Source organism: Georgenia sp. Z1344 (assembly GCF_049856295.1).
Taxonomy (GTDB): domain Bacteria; phylum Actinomycetota; class Actinomycetes; order Actinomycetales; family Actinomycetaceae; genus JB111.
In genome coordinates this window covers 291,084-306,541 of the sequence record NZ_JBNDMZ010000002.1, presented here as the reverse complement: position 1 = coordinate 306,541, position 15,458 = coordinate 291,084, and the positions used below count along the sequence as shown (strand labels likewise).

10 protein-coding genes and 1 pseudogene are annotated in these 15,458 nt (G+C 67.3%); 3 read left to right on the top strand and 8 right to left on the bottom strand.

Annotation, left to right across the window (positions count from 1 at the left end; genetic code table 11):
- Positions 1–23: 23 nt before the first annotated feature.
- Positions 24–1,271: a VOC family protein gene (locus ACPYO6_RS03250; RefSeq protein WP_425713453.1), complete on the top strand. Its 1,248-nt coding sequence runs from the start codon at positions 24–26 to the stop codon at positions 1,269–1,271.
- A gap of 116 nt (positions 1,272–1,387) precedes the next feature.
- Here the strand turns inward: ACPYO6_RS03250 and ACPYO6_RS03245 are convergent, their stop codons facing one another.
- From ACPYO6_RS03245 to ACPYO6_RS03220, 6 genes are all read right to left on the bottom strand, one after another.
- Complete coding sequence (locus ACPYO6_RS03245) at positions 1,388–2,062, bottom strand: hypothetical protein (protein WP_425713452.1); 675 nt, start codon at positions 2,060–2,062, stop codon at positions 1,388–1,390.
- Between the two features lie 276 nt (positions 2,063–2,338).
- Complete coding sequence (locus ACPYO6_RS03240) at positions 2,339–4,627, bottom strand: AAA family ATPase (protein WP_425713451.1); 2,289 nt, start codon at positions 4,625–4,627, stop codon at positions 2,339–2,341.
- 54 nt (positions 4,628–4,681) lie between these two features.
- Positions 4,682–6,043: a Fis family transcriptional regulator gene (locus ACPYO6_RS03235; RefSeq protein ID WP_425713450.1), complete on the bottom strand. Its 1,362-nt coding sequence runs from the start codon at positions 6,041–6,043 to the stop codon at positions 4,682–4,684.
- A gap of 94 nt (positions 6,044–6,137) precedes the next feature.
- Positions 6,138–6,491 carry a helix-turn-helix domain-containing protein gene (locus ACPYO6_RS03230; protein WP_425713449.1) on the bottom strand — a complete coding sequence of 118 codons (354 nt, stop codon included), beginning with the start codon at positions 6,489–6,491 and terminating at the stop codon, positions 6,138–6,140.
- The gene (locus ACPYO6_RS03225; RefSeq protein WP_425713448.1) at positions 6,484–7,611 is read right to left on the bottom strand and encodes a tyrosine-type recombinase/integrase; all 1,128 of its coding nucleotides are present in this window, start codon (positions 7,609–7,611) and stop codon (positions 6,484–6,486) included. Before ACPYO6_RS03225 ends, ACPYO6_RS03230 begins: the two co-directional genes overlap by 8 nt.
- Before the next feature lie 453 nt (positions 7,612–8,064).
- A complete protein-coding gene (locus tag ACPYO6_RS03220) occupies positions 8,065–8,550 on the bottom strand; it encodes a general stress protein (protein ID WP_425713447.1) in 486 nt (161 codons plus the stop codon).
- Between the two features lie 83 nt (positions 8,551–8,633).
- On the opposite strand from ACPYO6_RS03220, the gene ACPYO6_RS03215 reads away from it, so the two are divergent.
- The gene (locus ACPYO6_RS03215; protein WP_425713446.1) at positions 8,634–9,137 is read left to right on the top strand and encodes a MarR family winged helix-turn-helix transcriptional regulator; all 504 of its coding nucleotides are present in this window, start codon (positions 8,634–8,636) and stop codon (positions 9,135–9,137) included.
- A gap of 44 nt (positions 9,138–9,181) precedes the next feature.
- Here the strand turns inward: ACPYO6_RS03215 and ACPYO6_RS03210 are convergent.
- Positions 9,182–10,503, bottom strand: a pseudogene (locus ACPYO6_RS03210) (short-chain fatty acid transporter).
- Between the two features lie 282 nt (positions 10,504–10,785).
- Positions 10,786–11,385 (bottom strand): dienelactone hydrolase family protein, encoded by a 600-nt coding sequence (locus ACPYO6_RS03205; RefSeq protein WP_425713445.1) that lies wholly within the window; start codon positions 11,383–11,385, stop codon positions 10,786–10,788.
- A gap of 307 nt (positions 11,386–11,692) precedes the next feature.
- Here ACPYO6_RS03205 and ACPYO6_RS03200 point away from each other — a divergent pair, with 307 nt between their 5' ends.
- A complete protein-coding gene (locus tag ACPYO6_RS03200) occupies positions 11,693–15,379 on the top strand; it encodes a PQQ-dependent sugar dehydrogenase (RefSeq protein WP_425713444.1) in 3,687 nt (1,228 codons plus the stop codon).
- Positions 15,380–15,458: the final 79 nt, after the last annotated feature.

Sequence of the window (15,458 nt, the reverse complement as noted above, 5' to 3'; positions counted from 1 at the left end):
GAGCATCCGCTACGGTCGCTCGCATGTCATCTCAGGACATGGACTGGTGCCTTCTCGACGACGAGCCGGCCACGTGGTTCGACGCGCCGTCGCTGGTCGAGGGCGCCGCGTTCGCCGCCCGTCTCCTCGAGATCTCATCGACGATCGCCGTCGACATCCGGCCGACCGGACTGCGCGTCCGGCTCCCCGATATCTCCCGGGCGTCGACGGTCTCGGCGGCCGCACGGGACGCCGGGCTTGCCGCGCGCCCGGACGTCCTGGCGCCGATGTCTGTCGTGCTTGCGTCGCACCGACCGTCAGACCTGACAGCGTTCTGGCAGCGGGCGCTCGGCTACGCGCAGGGCGGGGGAGAGGTGCTGCTGGACCCGTTGCGACGCGACCCGACCATTCGCATCCGGCGGTCGACCGACGACCGTCCGCTGCGGAACCGCGTCCACGTCGACGTCGTCCGACCGGCCCTCGAGGTCGATCGCGCGGCGCTCGGCGAGCCGACGGGCCCGTTCGGCGTCCGGCACGCGGACCGGGACGGCAACGAGGTCGACCTCGTGCCCGGATCACCGCTGACCGACAGCCCTCAGGCGTCCGACTGGCACCAGGTGTTCGGCGCGATGGCGTGCTACCGCAGCACGTCGTCCGGGCAGCAGCGCGAGCTCGCCGTCGCTGCGGCCCAGATCGCCCACGACGCCGGCTTCCCGCTGCTCATCGACCTACGTCAGGGCCTGGTCGTCCTCGACAGCGGCAAGGACCGGTGGGAGCCGGACGCGCACGGCCTCGACCTCGACTTCACCCTCGTCGCCGAACGGATCCAGACCGTCGCACGACGCTGTGGAGCACGCGCAGACCCACGGCTTCCGCGCTGTACGCAGCTCTTCCTCGACGCCGCCGACATCGCGACCGTCAAGCAGTTCTGGCTCGTCGCCCTCGGCTACGAACCCGACCCGCGCGACGGGATCGATGACATCGTCGATCCGCGCCGTCTCGGTCCCGTGCTGGCCTTCCAGCAGATCGATGTCTCGGAGACGCGGCGCCGGGACCAGCGCAACCGCATCCACGTCGAGCTCGCCATGTCGGCCGGCGCCGCGCGGTCGCGACTCGACCGGATGCTCGCGGCCGGCGGGACGCTGCTGGAGGCTACCGACAGCGGATGGCACGTCGCCGACCCCGAGGGCAACGAGCTGGTCGTCGTCGTGGACCGACGTCCGTCGACCACAGACGTTCCGTCAGGACCGTCCGCCACGTCAGATCCGACAGACCCGACAAACGCCCCGTGAGGCTACGCTCGCCACACAGCCCCAACTGGTAGCAGCGGGAGTTCGAGAGCCGGGAGTAGCAGTCAGCGGGGCCGACATCATCGCGCGAGCGGACGTGGTCGCATGCAAGATTGTGATTAGTCCGGCGGTTCGGCGCTGCGATTCGTGAACCGATCCATCTCCTCGGCGAGGTCGGGATGGGTCTCGATAAGTGCGCTGATCACCTCGGGCGGTGGCGGCTCGAGCTGGAGCACCGCGCTCGCGACGAAGACGGACTGGTCGCGGGCGATCTCGACCAGGCGTCCGAGGGTCGTCGTTGGATCGCGTACCTCGTCGACCAGCTGCTGCCGGTCGCGGTCTTCCTGGCGCAAGGCACGCCAGCGTGCGGTGGCCTGGCGGTGCGCGTCGGCGTCGTGCTCGTGGGCGATGCGGTAGGCGCGTGTGAACTCGCCGATGGGTGGCCCTCCCAGCATGGGGCTGGTGTCCTGCACCCTGCGAACCGTGCGCCACAGGTCGATGTCGGCGCCGATGCGCCACATGTAGGGCTCGAGCGTGCCTGCGTAGAGCGTGTTGACCGGCAGGGCCTCGATGAGTTCGACGGGTGCGTTCCGCTTGGTTGCGATCGACGGGCCGAAGTCAGGCCGCGCCTCAGCCAGACGGCGCAGGACTGCTTCGCTGACGTGCGGGCGAGTCAGTATCGTCAAGGCGACGTTCAAGGAGGCCGAGGCCGCGAGCTCAAGCTGCCTCCACTCAGGCAGCTCCGGCTCCTCGGCCTCGAGCTGGTCCAGCTCGTCCTCTGTATGCTCACCCATCGCTCTAGGATAGCGATCGATCACCCAATAATTCGCCGAGATTGCAACGGTATGCTGTTTTCGCCGTGGCAAGTTTGCGCTGAGCTCCCGCTGGAAGGTCATCAAGTACTCACATTAAATGCAACTCCCGTTAACTGGTAGGAGCGGGAGTTCGCGAGCAGGTCCTCCGGAGCGGATCAACAGCGGAAGGCTCCAGCGAGGTAAGCGAGGTACTTGAACTCTGGGCGGCTTACGTATCGCCATCTTGTCCGTGGGTTGGTTGCCCTGGTCGGAACCTCAGGGGAGCGACTCAGGGGCAACGCCCGTTGCTGTACACATCCGATCGAAGTGCTCGCTGTCGACGGCGCGCAGGAACTCAAGGCACCTACGTATCTGTCCATGAACGGCGCGAGCGTCGAGTACGTCGATGCTCTCGCTTCCCTCGCCGTGCGAGAAGCGATTGCAGAAATGATAAACATCGCGATAGGGCTCATCTTCCTGAGACTCTACCAGGACTTCGAGTTGTTGAAGGAAGTTGGTTCTGTGGGGCGCCTTGTAACTCGCGAAGATCTCAAGCAATCGACGAGCAGCATTCGGAAGAAGGAAGAGTCGTTCATGATTCGCAGAGTCCGCGATCCCGGCCATGAGCGTTGAGAATAGATAGGCGTACTCTGACGTGTTCTTAAGCAGAGCGTAAGGGAGACTACCGACACGGGATTGACGCGCGCCGGTTACCGATGCTGCGTACATCTCAAGGAAAGACACCTTGGGGAATCGGATCTCGTCGGCATCGGCAGCATTAACACGGCTACGCGATTTAAACCAAGCGGTCTTGTGAGATTTAATGAACAGTTGCAAGAGATTGAAGTCGTGGGTAAGTATGACGTACTGACCGAAGTTATCGAGCGTGTCGAAGAGCAGTTGGTGGGTCGCGAAGAGGGCCTCCCTGTCGAGCGAGCTGGACGGATCATCAATCACCACAATTCTCTGCGACCTGTCACTGTTGGCGACCTGCTCATCCTCGAGCTTGTGCAGGAAGTACAGCAACGACAAGGTCGTCCTCTCGCCGTGACTGAGGTGCTTACCAGGTTCGTCGCCACGACGACAGGCGTATGACTTGCCGTCTGACGTGACTGCGACTCTGAGGTGGCCCTTGCCGTAGACGCGGGCAAGATCACGGGTGAGAGCGTCGGCCTTCTCATTGTTGGTGAACTGCTTCCGACGCACATCGGCGAGCTGGTGTTCCGCAAGCTTCACGGCGGCCTTGGCACGGCTGCTGGCGGTTGCCAGGTCCTTCGCCTGTTGCTCGAGGCCCCGGAAGGGCTCGCTCTGCGATCCGACCAGGTGGTCGAGGACCGTCTGCGTACGCTCAGCGGTGATTTGCTCGTGTCGTCGGACCTGTTCGTTGTGCTGTGTGATCGCCTGCACCAGCCCTGAGATGGATGGAGTCGTGCTAAGCATCGACCACTCTGGGGCGTCAGGTGTAGCGCTGGGGTCGGCAATTTTTTCGTTGAGTGTTCTTTCAATTGACTTGAGCGTCTTAATGCGCTCGTCGACGGCGGCGTTGATTCGCTCAAATGCTTCTTCATAGACCGACCGCAGTTCGCTCGCCAAGTTCGTGGGGGCCGGCAGAGTGGTTTGCCAGTCAATGAGCGCCTGATTCTCGATCGCGACAGCCGCCAGTAGGGTCTTCGACCGGCTTCGAATCTGGAGCCAGCTCTCATCGAAATGAAGTGCCAGCTGGTCACGTCGATCTCTGCTGATCTCCCCGGCACAGAAGAAGCAGTGGTCGAGGCCCTCGTGTAGTGCAAGGCCCTCCTCGACCCAAGTCTGAGCTGCCGGGTTGCTTTCTAGTTCCCTGATCGCGACTCGGGTCGGTGTCTCGGAGAGCAGCTCGTTCAGAGCCACCAGCTGGTCGGCGACGTCCGCGGGTGCCGCTACAATCGCTGGCGCCGGTAACTGGGCCTGTTCGCCTAGCCGCTTCAGAGCCTCGGCGTGTGCGTTACTATCTGGGATTTCTCCCGTGTACTTGCGCAAGTCATCCTGGACTTTGGTTACAGAGTAGCGGCTCTTTGTAAAGTGCTTGTAGTCGAACTCTTGGAGTTCAGACACGATCCTGTCCTGGACGTCACGGGCTAAGGCTTTGAGCTTGTCGTCAGCGAGTTTCTGCTGCTCGTCCGCTTGCTCCGCCTGATTCTGCAGATTGCCGAGCTCTTCAACGAGCCGATTTTGCTCCTCCTTGGCGTCGATCGCTTCCTTGCCCAGAGTCACGATTGCCGCAGCGCTAGCGCCATCGAGGAACTCTGACAGATTTGCCTCGACCCACTTCCGCGTGAATACGGCTATAGGCGCCTTCGAATTCACACCGTCGGCGCTGATACTGGTGCGGCGCTTCTGGTCGTCCTCCCAGACCACGCCCTTAGCGTCGTCAGAGTCGGCCAGACTCAGGAGAAGCTCAGCGAATGTCGACTTGCCGCTGCCGTTGTGGCCGTACACGATCGTTCGGCGGCCCGCGGGAAGCTCATCGGGCCAGAATCCAGGCTCCAACGACCGCCAAGGCTTGTTCAGGTCTAGTCGACGAAGCATGGTCCGACGATAGACGCCATAGCTGACACTTCATCTCCTGGCTCGCTCGAATCCTCATGAGTGCTCTCGCTTGGCAGCGACGTACTGGGCATACACACTGGCGGAGCCGATGGCGTGGCGCTCGATGGTGGTCGGGTGGTAGCCGAGCGCGTCGGCGATGATCGGGACGGGTGCGAGTTTGGTCAGCTCATGGAGGGTGCCGAGCCGGGCCGCGCGGGTGCTGAAGATTGTCTTGAGCCTGTTGCGCAGGCTCGATCCGTGGATGTGCTGGCCGGGGGAGTTGCCGCGGAAAACCCAGGTGCTGTTGGGGTGGGCGGCGGTGAGGTAGTTGCCGGGCGCGGCGGCGAGCTGGCGTATGGGCTGGTCTAAGGGGGAGGGGAGGGCGAACTCGGTCGTTCCGAGCGTGATGGTGACGAGGTCGTTGGTCACGGCGACGTCGTCCCAGGTCAGTTCGACGACGTCTTCGATGTGCTGTCCGAAGACGAGGACCAAGATCGCGGCGGCCCGGTCACGCACTGTGAGCTCGTCGGTGTGGACCACGCGGTCGACGGCGGCATCCTGCTCGGGCTTGGACAGCTTCGGGCTGGTGCCGCGGCGATGGCGGGCGAGGGTGAGGTCGGAGTCGACGAGCCGGCTCTTGATGGCCCAAGGGATGAAGCGATCAACGAACCGTCGGGTGCTCGGTCCGTCGGACAGCCAGGCGTCGAGGTGTTCCTGCCGTAGCTGGTCGAGCGTGAGTCCGTGGTCGTGGAGCCAGTTGAGGAAGTCGATCGTCACGGTGACGGTCTGCTTCGATCTCAGGAACGTGCCTCGCGGCACCGTCTCCATCTGGTTCATGCGTCGCTGGATGTGCCAGCGGATATAGAGGCGCACGATGTCGTGGTGCTCGTCGCTGCTGAGACGCTCGAGGGCGCCGGTGGACCAGTGATGGTAGCGGACGGCGAGCTCGTCGCGTCGGGGCAGGGCGTCGTGCTCGACCAGCAGGCCGCGGATGTAGGTGCGGGTGCGGTCCGATCCTGGCAGGTCGTCGAGTTGGTCGTGGGTGATCGTCGGCGCCGCCGCGAGATCTTTGAGGAAGGTGGTGACGTGGGGCTGTCTGATCCAGGTCACTCCGCTGTTGGATCTCTTCATCGATTTCAGTGCTCGGGCTACTGGGCCCAGTTCGGCGGCCATCACGCCCGTGGTGGGATTGATGAGCAGCTGATCGACGAGCACTGCGAGTTCGCACGTCCAGCACTGGGTGCCGCGGTAGAGCTCGTCCTCGGCGCCGCAGGTGGTGCAGTCGATGTTGAGCGTGACGCCGGTGCATCGTCTGCAGGCTGGCTGGCCGTCGATGCGGCCGGGCAGGACGCCGTCGTGGCCGCAGGAGCAGGTGCCACGGGTTCGCTTGGCCTGTTGGTAGCAGTAGCGGCACACGCTGCCGTCGGGCCAGTGGGCCGCGATCTGGTGGTGCTCACCGCAGCGGGCGCAGGGGAGTGGCCATCGGGTTGGATCGCTTGGCGGTCGCGGCCTAGCCATTCTCGTCGTCCCTGATGATCCGCACGCGCCGCGCGATCGGGTCCCCTGGTCTCAGGCCGAGGTCCTCGGGCCGCTTGGGCGCGTCCGCTGTGCTCGCTGCGCGCATCTCGACGTAGGGCTCGAACAGGTCGTTGGGCTCGCAGTCGAGGATGTCGCACAGAGCGGCGAACGTGCGTGCCGGGATGCGCTCGGGTGTGCCGGTGACGAGTCGGTAGACCTGGCTCTCGGAGAGGTTGATGCCCCGCGACTTCAGCAGCGGCATGAGCTCGGTGCTCTTCCACAGGTTCCGCTGCGCCATGACGGTGCGCAGGTTCCACTTGTAGCCGATGCGGCGTTGCTCAGCCATCGGGGTTGGCCTCCTTCGGGCGTGCGATGCGGCGGGCGATCATCTTCTGGATCGTCTTCTGCTTGAAGTCGTCACCGACGGAGGTGTAGATGCTGGTGACCGAGGCGTAGGCGTGGCCGGCCTGGGTCTGCACGAACGCCGGGTCGTAGCCGGCCTCGATCAGGTGGGTGATGTAGGAGTGGCGTAGGCAATGCAGGCCGAGCTCCTTGGGCAGGCCGACCGCGTCGCGCGCAGCGGCGAAGGAGTCCCCAAGGCTGCCCAGCGTGATCCGGTCGGCTCGTTCGCTGGGCCACAGCGCGGCCGAACGGTCGGCGGTGGGGAACCGGTCGCGGACGCCGTCGTCGACCCAGAACCGCAGGAGGCCGACGACCCACTCGAACTCGGGAACCGTGAGGACGGTGCGGCGGCGAGGCCCAGATCCAGCGGTCCCTTTGGCCCACCGGATCATCACCGCGCCGTACTCACCGTAGGCAGGCACGTGCGGGTTCGGGCCGAAGTCGTGCAGGTCGAGCATCGTGACCTCGCGGCGACGAAGCCCGTAGGCGTAGCAGACCTTGAACGCGACGGAGTCGCGCAGCACCGGCAGCCAACGCTTGCTGCCGACGGCATGCTCGCGGTCGACGAGGTCGTCCATGTGGTCGAAGAGCATCTGGAGCTCCGCCTGCTTGAATGCGCGCCGTTGCGTGGGCACTGCGTCATCGGCGGTGTGACGGGGGGTGTTCCAGTCGAAGGCGATCTGCGCGGGTATCTCGCCGAAGGTCTGCTCGCAGAACTCGCGCCAGCCGTAAGTCGGTGCCGTCGTGTAGGCGCAGAACATCGCGATCGCGTTGCTGTCCGACCGTAGCGTCGTCAGGCTGATTGGCTTCTCGCCGGAGCGGCGCTCGGCCATGTAGTCGTCCAGGTCAACGGGCTGCCAGGTCCACGGGTACATCCCGGAGTACTCCTGGAACCGGCGCAGCACGCGGCAGCGGCCCTCGATGGTCTGCGTGGCCAGCCCGCGGGCCAGCATCTGCGCCTTCCAGCCCTCGAGCATCGCGTCGAACACGCGGTCCTCCGCGCGGAACAGCGCTACCTCGCCGTCGCGGAGCACCCGTGGGACGAAGCCCGGAACACCCTTCACGACGCCCCCAGATCCCGTGGAATCCTGCATCTAATGCATGGAACCTACGCCCACGAGCCCGAACGCCGCAAGGCCGGCCCACCACATTCCGAGGACCGGTGCCTGCAATATGGAGTTGACCTGCACGGACACCCAGCACGTCGCCGCACGGGAGTAGTCGCATCAGATGCAACTCCCGTTCCTTACGATCCGATAATGCACATTATGTCATTCTGTCGAGCGAGACGGTCCCCTCGCGCGACAGCCCGGAGGGGCGTCGGACGGTCGTTCGTCCCGTCGGTCGCCCCACGCAACATCCCCCTCCCCACGCCTCGGCACCGCAGCGGCGGAACTGCCTCGTGCGGGAGTGGCACGACATCCCCGCCCGCCAGCCGTCGCCACCCCCGGACACGACCGTGGCCGCGACCTCGGGCCAGACCCGGGATCGCAGCCACGGACCGGCCGGTGATCGGCTCATCGTCCGGCGTCGAGCACCTGGGTCGCCTGCCGGGCGATGTCGGCCGGCACCTCGACCGTGTACACCGAGGCCCGCGTGCCGCTGGTCGACCGGAAGCTGCGGCGACGGCCGACGAGTCCGTAGCCGGCGAGCCCGAAGATCAGCCCCCACACGGCGGCGAAGACGACCGATCCGAGCACGACCTCCGCCCAGACGGGCGACGGCAGGAAGATGCCGAGCAGAAGCCCGACGAGCAGGCCCAGCCAGGCGCCCCCGCCGAGTCCGTACAGGGCCGCCTTGCCGAACCTCATGTTGCCGGTGACGAGCTCGACCGACTTGAGGTCGTGCCCGACGATGCTGACGGTCGCGACGTCGACATCCTTGTCGGCGAGCAGGTCGACCGCCCGCTCGGCGCCGACGTAGCTGTCGTAGTGCCCGATGACGACCCGGTCGAGCACGGGCCCCTCGGTCGCAGGATTGGTTGTCGGCGTCGTGTCGGTCAATTCGCTCTCCCCTTCTCGCCGGACTGCTGCCATGATAGTTTGAGTGTACCAATCAAACTAGTCGATGTCGACCCGGAGCAACCGTGAACCCGACCAACCCCACCCAGGCCCTCGCGCTGGGCCGCACGATGTACCGCGCGTTCAGCTCCATCCAACGCTGGATGGATCGCGACCGGCGACGCCGGGACGCACCCGACCTCTCCCCCGTCGACGGCTGGCTGCTCCGCCGCATCGCCGACACCGGGCCGGTGCGGATGAGCGAGCTCGCCGCCTGGCAGGAGGTCGACCGCTCGACGATGACGGTGCAGATCGGCAGGCTCACGCGGCGCGACCTCGTCGCACGCACGCCGGACCCGGAGGACCGACGTGCCGTCGCGGTGAGCATCACCGCGGAGGGGCGCGTCCTGCTCGACGACTACGAGGACGAGGTCGGGGACGTCGCCGCGCGACTCCTCGCCGGCTGGTCGACCGCGGACGTCGACCGGCTGACAACCCTGCTCGGGCGCCTCGCGGACACGATCGACGACGACGCGGTGCCGCCGCCCACCGGTGCGACCGCCGGATCCACGACCAGCGACCGACCTTGACGCACGAGGGGCAGCGCCGACGCCGCTCCCCGGCCGCATCCCTCTCAGATCAGGCTGGCCACGAGCAGGGTCGCTGCGAACACGATCCCGGACATGATGAGCGTGCTCGTCGTGTACCCGAGGATGTCGCGCATCTTCAGGCCGGCGATCGCCAGCAGCGGGAGCGCCCAGAACGGCTGGATCATGCTCGTCCACTGGTCGCCGTAGGCCACGGCCATGATGGCGATCGAGGGATCGACGCCGAGGTCGCGCGCCGCCTCGAGGATGATGGGTGCCTGCACGGCGAACTGCCCGCCGCCCGACGGGACGAAGAAGTTGACCAGTCCGGCGGAGAGGAGGGCGAACAGCCCGAAGGTGTACTCGTTGGAGATCGAGACGAGCGCGTCCGAGAAGACGGCGATGAGCCCCGTTCCGGCCATCATCCCCATGATTCCTGCGTAGAGGGGGAACTGGAGCAGGATCTCGCCGACGTTCGCGGCGGCTCGCTTCGTCAGCGTGACGAGCTCGAACGGGTTGCGGACGAGCAACATGATGAGCGCGAGGAAGCTCCAGTTGACGATGTCGAGCGTCAGGCTGCCGCCGTCGATGAAGTGCAGGACGAGGTACGCCACGAGCATGAGGCCGACGAGCAGCGTGGGGATACGGGAGGCGTCGGCGCGGTCGGCGGGGGTCTCGACCGCGTCGTCGATCTCCACGTCCTTCTCGCGGGCGTCGATCTCGAGCACCTTGATCGCGCTCCCCCGCCTCGGCGCCACGAGGAACAGGCCGAGCGCAACGAGGGCGATCGTCGCCACCGCTCCGATCACGTTCCACGAGCTGAAGATCGTCTCGGAGATCGGGAGGGGCTCACCGAGCTGGTCGACCACGAACGAGTCGGGCGTGGCCGCGAGGAGCGGGCCGGACGCCGAGTACCCCATGTGCCACACCACGAAACCGGAGAAGGCAGCGGCTACGAGCATCGGGAAGTGCACGGGCACGTCCCGGCTCCGGAACTCGTAGGCGACCTGGCGGGCGAGCAGCGCGCCGGCGACCAGACCGAGGCCCCAGGTGATGAGCGAGGCGATCGCCGCCACCAGGAAGACGAACAGATAAGCCTGGATCGGGCTCCTCGGCACGCGTGCCAGGGCGCGGAGAAGGCGCATGACGGGGCGCGTGCTCGCCAGGATGTAGCCCAGCAGCAGGATGAGCGCCATCTGCGTCATGAACGCGAGCAGGCCGGAGAGCCCGTTCCCCCACTCGACGACGATCGTCCTCGGCCCGGCGTCCGTGAGGATCAGAGCCAGGATGACGACGACGAACGTCAGGACGATCGCGAACAGCGGGCCGAGGGTACGTAGCGCTCGACCAGGGTGTTGAGAGGGCGCATCAGCCGCCCGAGGACCGCCCCGCTGTCGGACGCGTCGCGGGACGGTGCCGGCGTGCTGCCTGTCGGGCGTCCATCGGGGCTGTCGGACATGCGTGCCTCCTCGCACGTATGGCGCCCGAGGCCGCGATCGTGCGGCTTCGGACGTGATCAGGACAGTGACAGACGCAACATAACCCACCGACAAAGATCCCGGACCGTTCTCGGGGAGCGACGCGTCCCGACCGAATGCGTCCGGGTGCGAGACCGGCCGCGCCCCATCGCGACACCGGATCTGCTCCGACGCTACGCAGCTTGCTGGAGCCCGTCGAGGAAAGCGACCGCGCGCTCGACGACGATCGCCGTCGCCCCCGGATCATGCTGCGGCACCGACGAGTCGGTGAACAGATGGGCACTGCCCGGATAGGTCCAGAGCTCACCGCGCCCGGGCCCGACGGCGGCGACGATCTCCCGTGCCGCGTCGATGTCGCCCTCATGGGCGAAGAACTCGTCGTCGTCCATGCCGTGGATCTGGGCGGGAACGCCGGCCGGCCACGGCCCGTCGGCCCACTCGCCGGAGACCGGCATCGCGCCCTCGAGAAACAGCGCGCCGCGGGCGTCTCCGCGCTGCTGGAGCAGTCGCTGAGCCACCATGACCCCGAGCGAGATCCCCGCGTACACGGGGCGCTCCACCTCGTCCACGGCGCGTGCCGCCCGCTGCAGGACCACGTCCTCGCCGATCTCGGTGAAGGCGGCGAACCCTTCCTCGATGCTGCCGAACGTCCGTCCGTCGAACAGGTCGGGAGTCACCACGGAGTGCCTTCCGCCGGCACTCAGCAGTTCGGCCAGCGCCCGCACCCCCTCGGTCAGCCCCTGCACGTGATGGAACAGCACGACGTCGACCATGACGATCCCCCTTCATCGCGCGCACCCGGTCGGCGCGCGTCCGCTCGGCACGGTACGGACCGGCCCCGACACCGGCGACTCCCCCGCGGATGTCCCGCCCGTCGGCGTCGCGCACGACGTGTCCCCGTCGTTCCGACCCCCGCATCCGTGACCGGCTCCCCCGGACATCGCACCCGCCGGCATCCGGTCGCGCACGACGCGCCCCCGCCGTCCGAATCTCATCCGTGAGGACGATTGATCAGGTCCATGGGCTGGTCCTACCGTTGTGAATTGCCAGGAAAACGCTTTCCGATGAAGGAGCGTGACGATGACGTCCATACGGCAGTTCTCCGACCGGCGACAGACACCCCGTGCCCGACGACGACGACGAACGGCGGTGACCGTCGCCGCCGGAGCCGCGATGTGCGCGACCCTCGTCGTCGCACCGGCCGCCCAGGCGGACGACCCCGTCGGGGACCCCCTGCTCAACCCGCTGCCCGACCCGACCCTGTCGAGCCTCGCGATCGAGGTCGAGGAGCTCGTGCAGCTCCCCGAGTCCTCCCCCACCCCGGAGCCCACCGACGAGCGCCTGGTCCGGCACAACCGGATCACCCACCTCGACGAGGCGCCCGACGACTCAGGGCGTCTCATGGTCGTCGACATGAACGAGAGCCTGTTCATGGTCGACCGGGAGTCCGGCGACTACGTCGACTACCTCAACGTCCGCGACCAGTTCGCCGACAACTTCCACAACCACGCCGGCCTCGGCACGGGATTCGGCTTCGCGGAGTTCCACCCGGACTTCGCCGAGAACGGCATCTTCTACACCGTGCACACCGAGGGTGGCACCGCCCTGACGGAGGACGAGCCGGACTTCCCGGAGTTCGAGGGCACGGCGTTCCACAGCGTCATCACCGAGTGGACCGCCGACGACCCCGCGGCCGAGACGTTCTCGGGCACGAGCCGCGAGATCATGCGCGTCCCGTTCGCCGGGCGCGTGCACACCGTCCAGCAGATCGCCTTCAACCCCACGGTGACCGAGGGCGACGCCGACTACGGGATGCTCTACATCCTCGTCGGCGACGGCGGGAACGGGGTCGACAACGGCAACCCGCAGGACCTCGCCACCCCGCACGGCACGATCATGCGGATCGACCCGCTCGGCGACGACAGCGCGAACGGCGAGTACGGCATCCCCGCCGACAACCCGTTCGTCGACGTCGAGGGTGCGCTCGGTGAGACCTACGCCATCGGGATGCGCGATCCCCACCGCATCAGCTGGGACACCGGCGGCGAGCACGCGCTCTACCTCGGTCACATCGGCGAGTGGCAGGTCGAGTCGATATACGAGGTCGAGGCGGGCGACAACTTCGGCTGGTCCGAGCGGGAGGGGCCGTTCCTCGCCCACGAGCGGCAGATCTATCCCCTGCCCGAGGACGACGCCGGCTACACCTACCCGGTGGCCGCGTACGACCACAACCGCGACCCGGGCCAGACCGGCGACGCCGGTGTGGCGGTCAACGGCGGGTTCGTCTACCGGGGTGAGATCCCGGAGCTGCAGGGCCGGTACCTCTTCACCGACCTCGTCCGCGGCTGGATCCTGTCCACGGACGCCGCCGCGATGCAGCGCAACGACGGCGACCCCGAGGACCTCACGCCGATCGAGGAGCTGCGGGTCGTCCACGAGGGCGTCGAGACCACGTTTGCCGAGCTCGTCGGGGACTCGCGGGTCGACCTCCGCTTCGGGTCGGACGCCTCCGGGGAGCTCTACCTGATCTCGAAGGCCGACGGCCGGGTGTGGCGCGTGACCGGCGCGCACGAGGTGCCGGACACGACCGTCCTGCCCGAGCTCGCCCGCAACGTCGTCAGCCACTACACGTTCGACCACCCGGTGGCCGACGCCCCGGCGTGGGAGGACGACCTCGGCCGCTCTGGCACCGACATCGAGCTCGTCAACGGCGGTGAGCTCATGCGCGTCGCCGACGAGGCCTATCCCGGCGCCGGCCGCGCGCTCCAGACCCAGCAGCTGAGCCCGGAGGAGGCGTCGAACGACGACTGGAAGGCCGGCATCTACGACCCCGAGGGCGTCGAGTCCCTGGGCGCCCTTGCCGACGCCGGACAGATCTCGATCATGGGCTGGTTCAAGCCGACGGGCGACCACCCGGTGCCGAACTCGGAGTCCACCGACCCGGACGACGTGTTCAACGCCATCGGTCTCGCCGGCGTCCTCTCGGGCGACTCCGACGGGCACGGCGTCCGTGCCCTGCTCGAGGTCATCGAGGTCGACGGCGAGCTACGGCTAGTCGCGCTCGGCCGCCGGGTCGACGGCGAAGGGTCGTGGACGTACGCGGCCACGATGCCGTGGGACGAGATCCTCGCCCGCAACGAGTGGGTGCACCTCGCCGCGACCTTCGACTACGAGGCCGGCGAGATGCGGCTCTACATGAACGGCGAGGAGCTCGAGGGCGAGTACACGGCGGACAACACGTGGGGCGAGGGGACGACCTCGGACACGAACCCCGCGGGCATCAAGATCGGCGGGAGCTTCCCGCAGAACGACCGGGAGCGAAACGCCTTCGACGGCCGCATGGACGACGTCGTCATCCTCGACACCGTGCCGACGCCCGAGCAGATGGCGGCGCAGTATGCGGCCTACGGGGTCCAGCCCGTCGACCCGCCGTCAGCGCCGGAGTGCTCGTTCGACACCGAGCGCACCGACCTCATGGCCGAGGAGAACTGGGCGCCGCGGACCCCGGAGAGCTGGGACTTCCCCGGCGACATGATCACGATGACCGAGCCGGGAACCAACCCGGACGACGGCATCCGCCGGCCGTTCGAGTACGCACTGCTCGCCTCGGGCGACCCGGTCGGCACGGTCCAGATCGAGGCGGAGGTCCGGCTCGACGCTCCCCCGTCGGTCAACAACCGCGACATAATCCTCGTGTTCGGGCACCAGTCGGACACGGAGTACTACTACGCGCACCTCTCGCAGGACAACGCGATCTACCCGCACAACGGGATCTTCCTCGTCGACGGCGCCGACCGCTTGCGGATCGACGACCAGTGGGACGAGGAGGCCTCCGTCGGTGCGCCGCCCGCGATCACCGACGACGCCTGGCACGACGTCCGGCTCGTCCACTGCGCCGATACCGGCGAGATCGCCGTCTGGGTGGACGGTCTCGAGCATCCGCTCATGACGGCGACCGACACGACGTTCGACTCCGGTCGGGTCGGGTTCGGTTCGTTCGACAACACGGGCAGCATGCGTGACCTCGTCGTCTCGACGCAGTCCGACGACGAGGAGCCGGAGGAGCCGGGTGAGCCTGTTCCCCCGACCCCGGGTCGTGGGTTCTACCTCAACGACGGCTGGGACGCCTGGGCGGACCACGAGTTCTCCTTCGGTCGCCCCGGCGACCAGGTGCTCGTGGGTGACTGGGACGGCAACGGCAGCGACACGCTCGCGGTCCGCCGTGGGAACGCCTATTTCCTGTCCAGCTCCCTCTACGGGGGCAGCGCGGACGTGGAGCTGACGTTCGGCCGCTCCGGGGACACGGTCCTCGTGGGTGACTGGGACGGTGACGGCGTGGACTCCTTCGCCGTGCGTCGGGGCAACTCGTACTTCCTCACCAACGAGCTCGTCGGTGGGGACGCGGAGACCGAGCTGGACTACGGCCGCGCGAACGACCAGGTCCTGGTCGGTGACTACGACGGCAACGGGTCTGACACGTTCGCGGTGCGTCGTGGGGCCCGGTACTTCGTGTCCAACTCGCTCAGCTCGGGCTGGGCGGACGCGGAGTTCGACTACGGCCGCGCGGGCGACCAGGTGCTCGTGGGTGACTGGGACGGGGACGGGAGCGACACGTTCGCCTCGCGTCGCGGGAACCTGTACCTGATGTCGAACACCCTCACCGGTGGTTGGGCGGACCGCGAGGTCCGCTACGGCCGCTCGGGCGACGAGGTGTTCGTCGGCGACTGGAACGGCGACGGCGCGGACACCCTCGGCATCCGCCGCTGACCCCATCGGCGAGTGAGGGGATCCGTCCACCAGTCGGTGAGCGGATCCCCGCACTCGTGACCGGATCCCCGCACTCATG

Excerpts from the sequence above, each read along its gene's own strand:
- ACPYO6_RS03250 (WP_425713453.1), top strand. The coding sequence starts at position 24 with ATGTCATCTCAGGACATGGACTGGTGCCTTCTCGACGACGAGCCGGCC.
- ACPYO6_RS03245 (WP_425713452.1), bottom strand. The coding sequence starts at position 2,062 with ATGGGTGAGCATACAGAGGACGAGCTGGACCAGCTCGAGGCCGAGGAG.
- ACPYO6_RS03240 (WP_425713451.1), bottom strand. The coding sequence starts at position 4,627 with ATGCTTCGTCGACTAGACCTGAACAAGCCTTGGCGGTCGTTGGAGCCT.
- ACPYO6_RS03230 (WP_425713449.1), bottom strand. The coding sequence starts at position 6,491 with ATGGCTGAGCAACGCCGCATCGGCTACAAGTGGAACCTGCGCACCGTC.
- ACPYO6_RS03205 (WP_425713445.1), bottom strand. The coding sequence starts at position 11,385 with ATGGTCGACGTCGTGCTGTTCCATCACGTGCAGGGGCTGACCGAGGGG.
- ACPYO6_RS03200 (WP_425713444.1), top strand. The coding sequence starts at position 11,693 with ATGACGTCCATACGGCAGTTCTCCGACCGGCGACAGACACCCCGTGCC.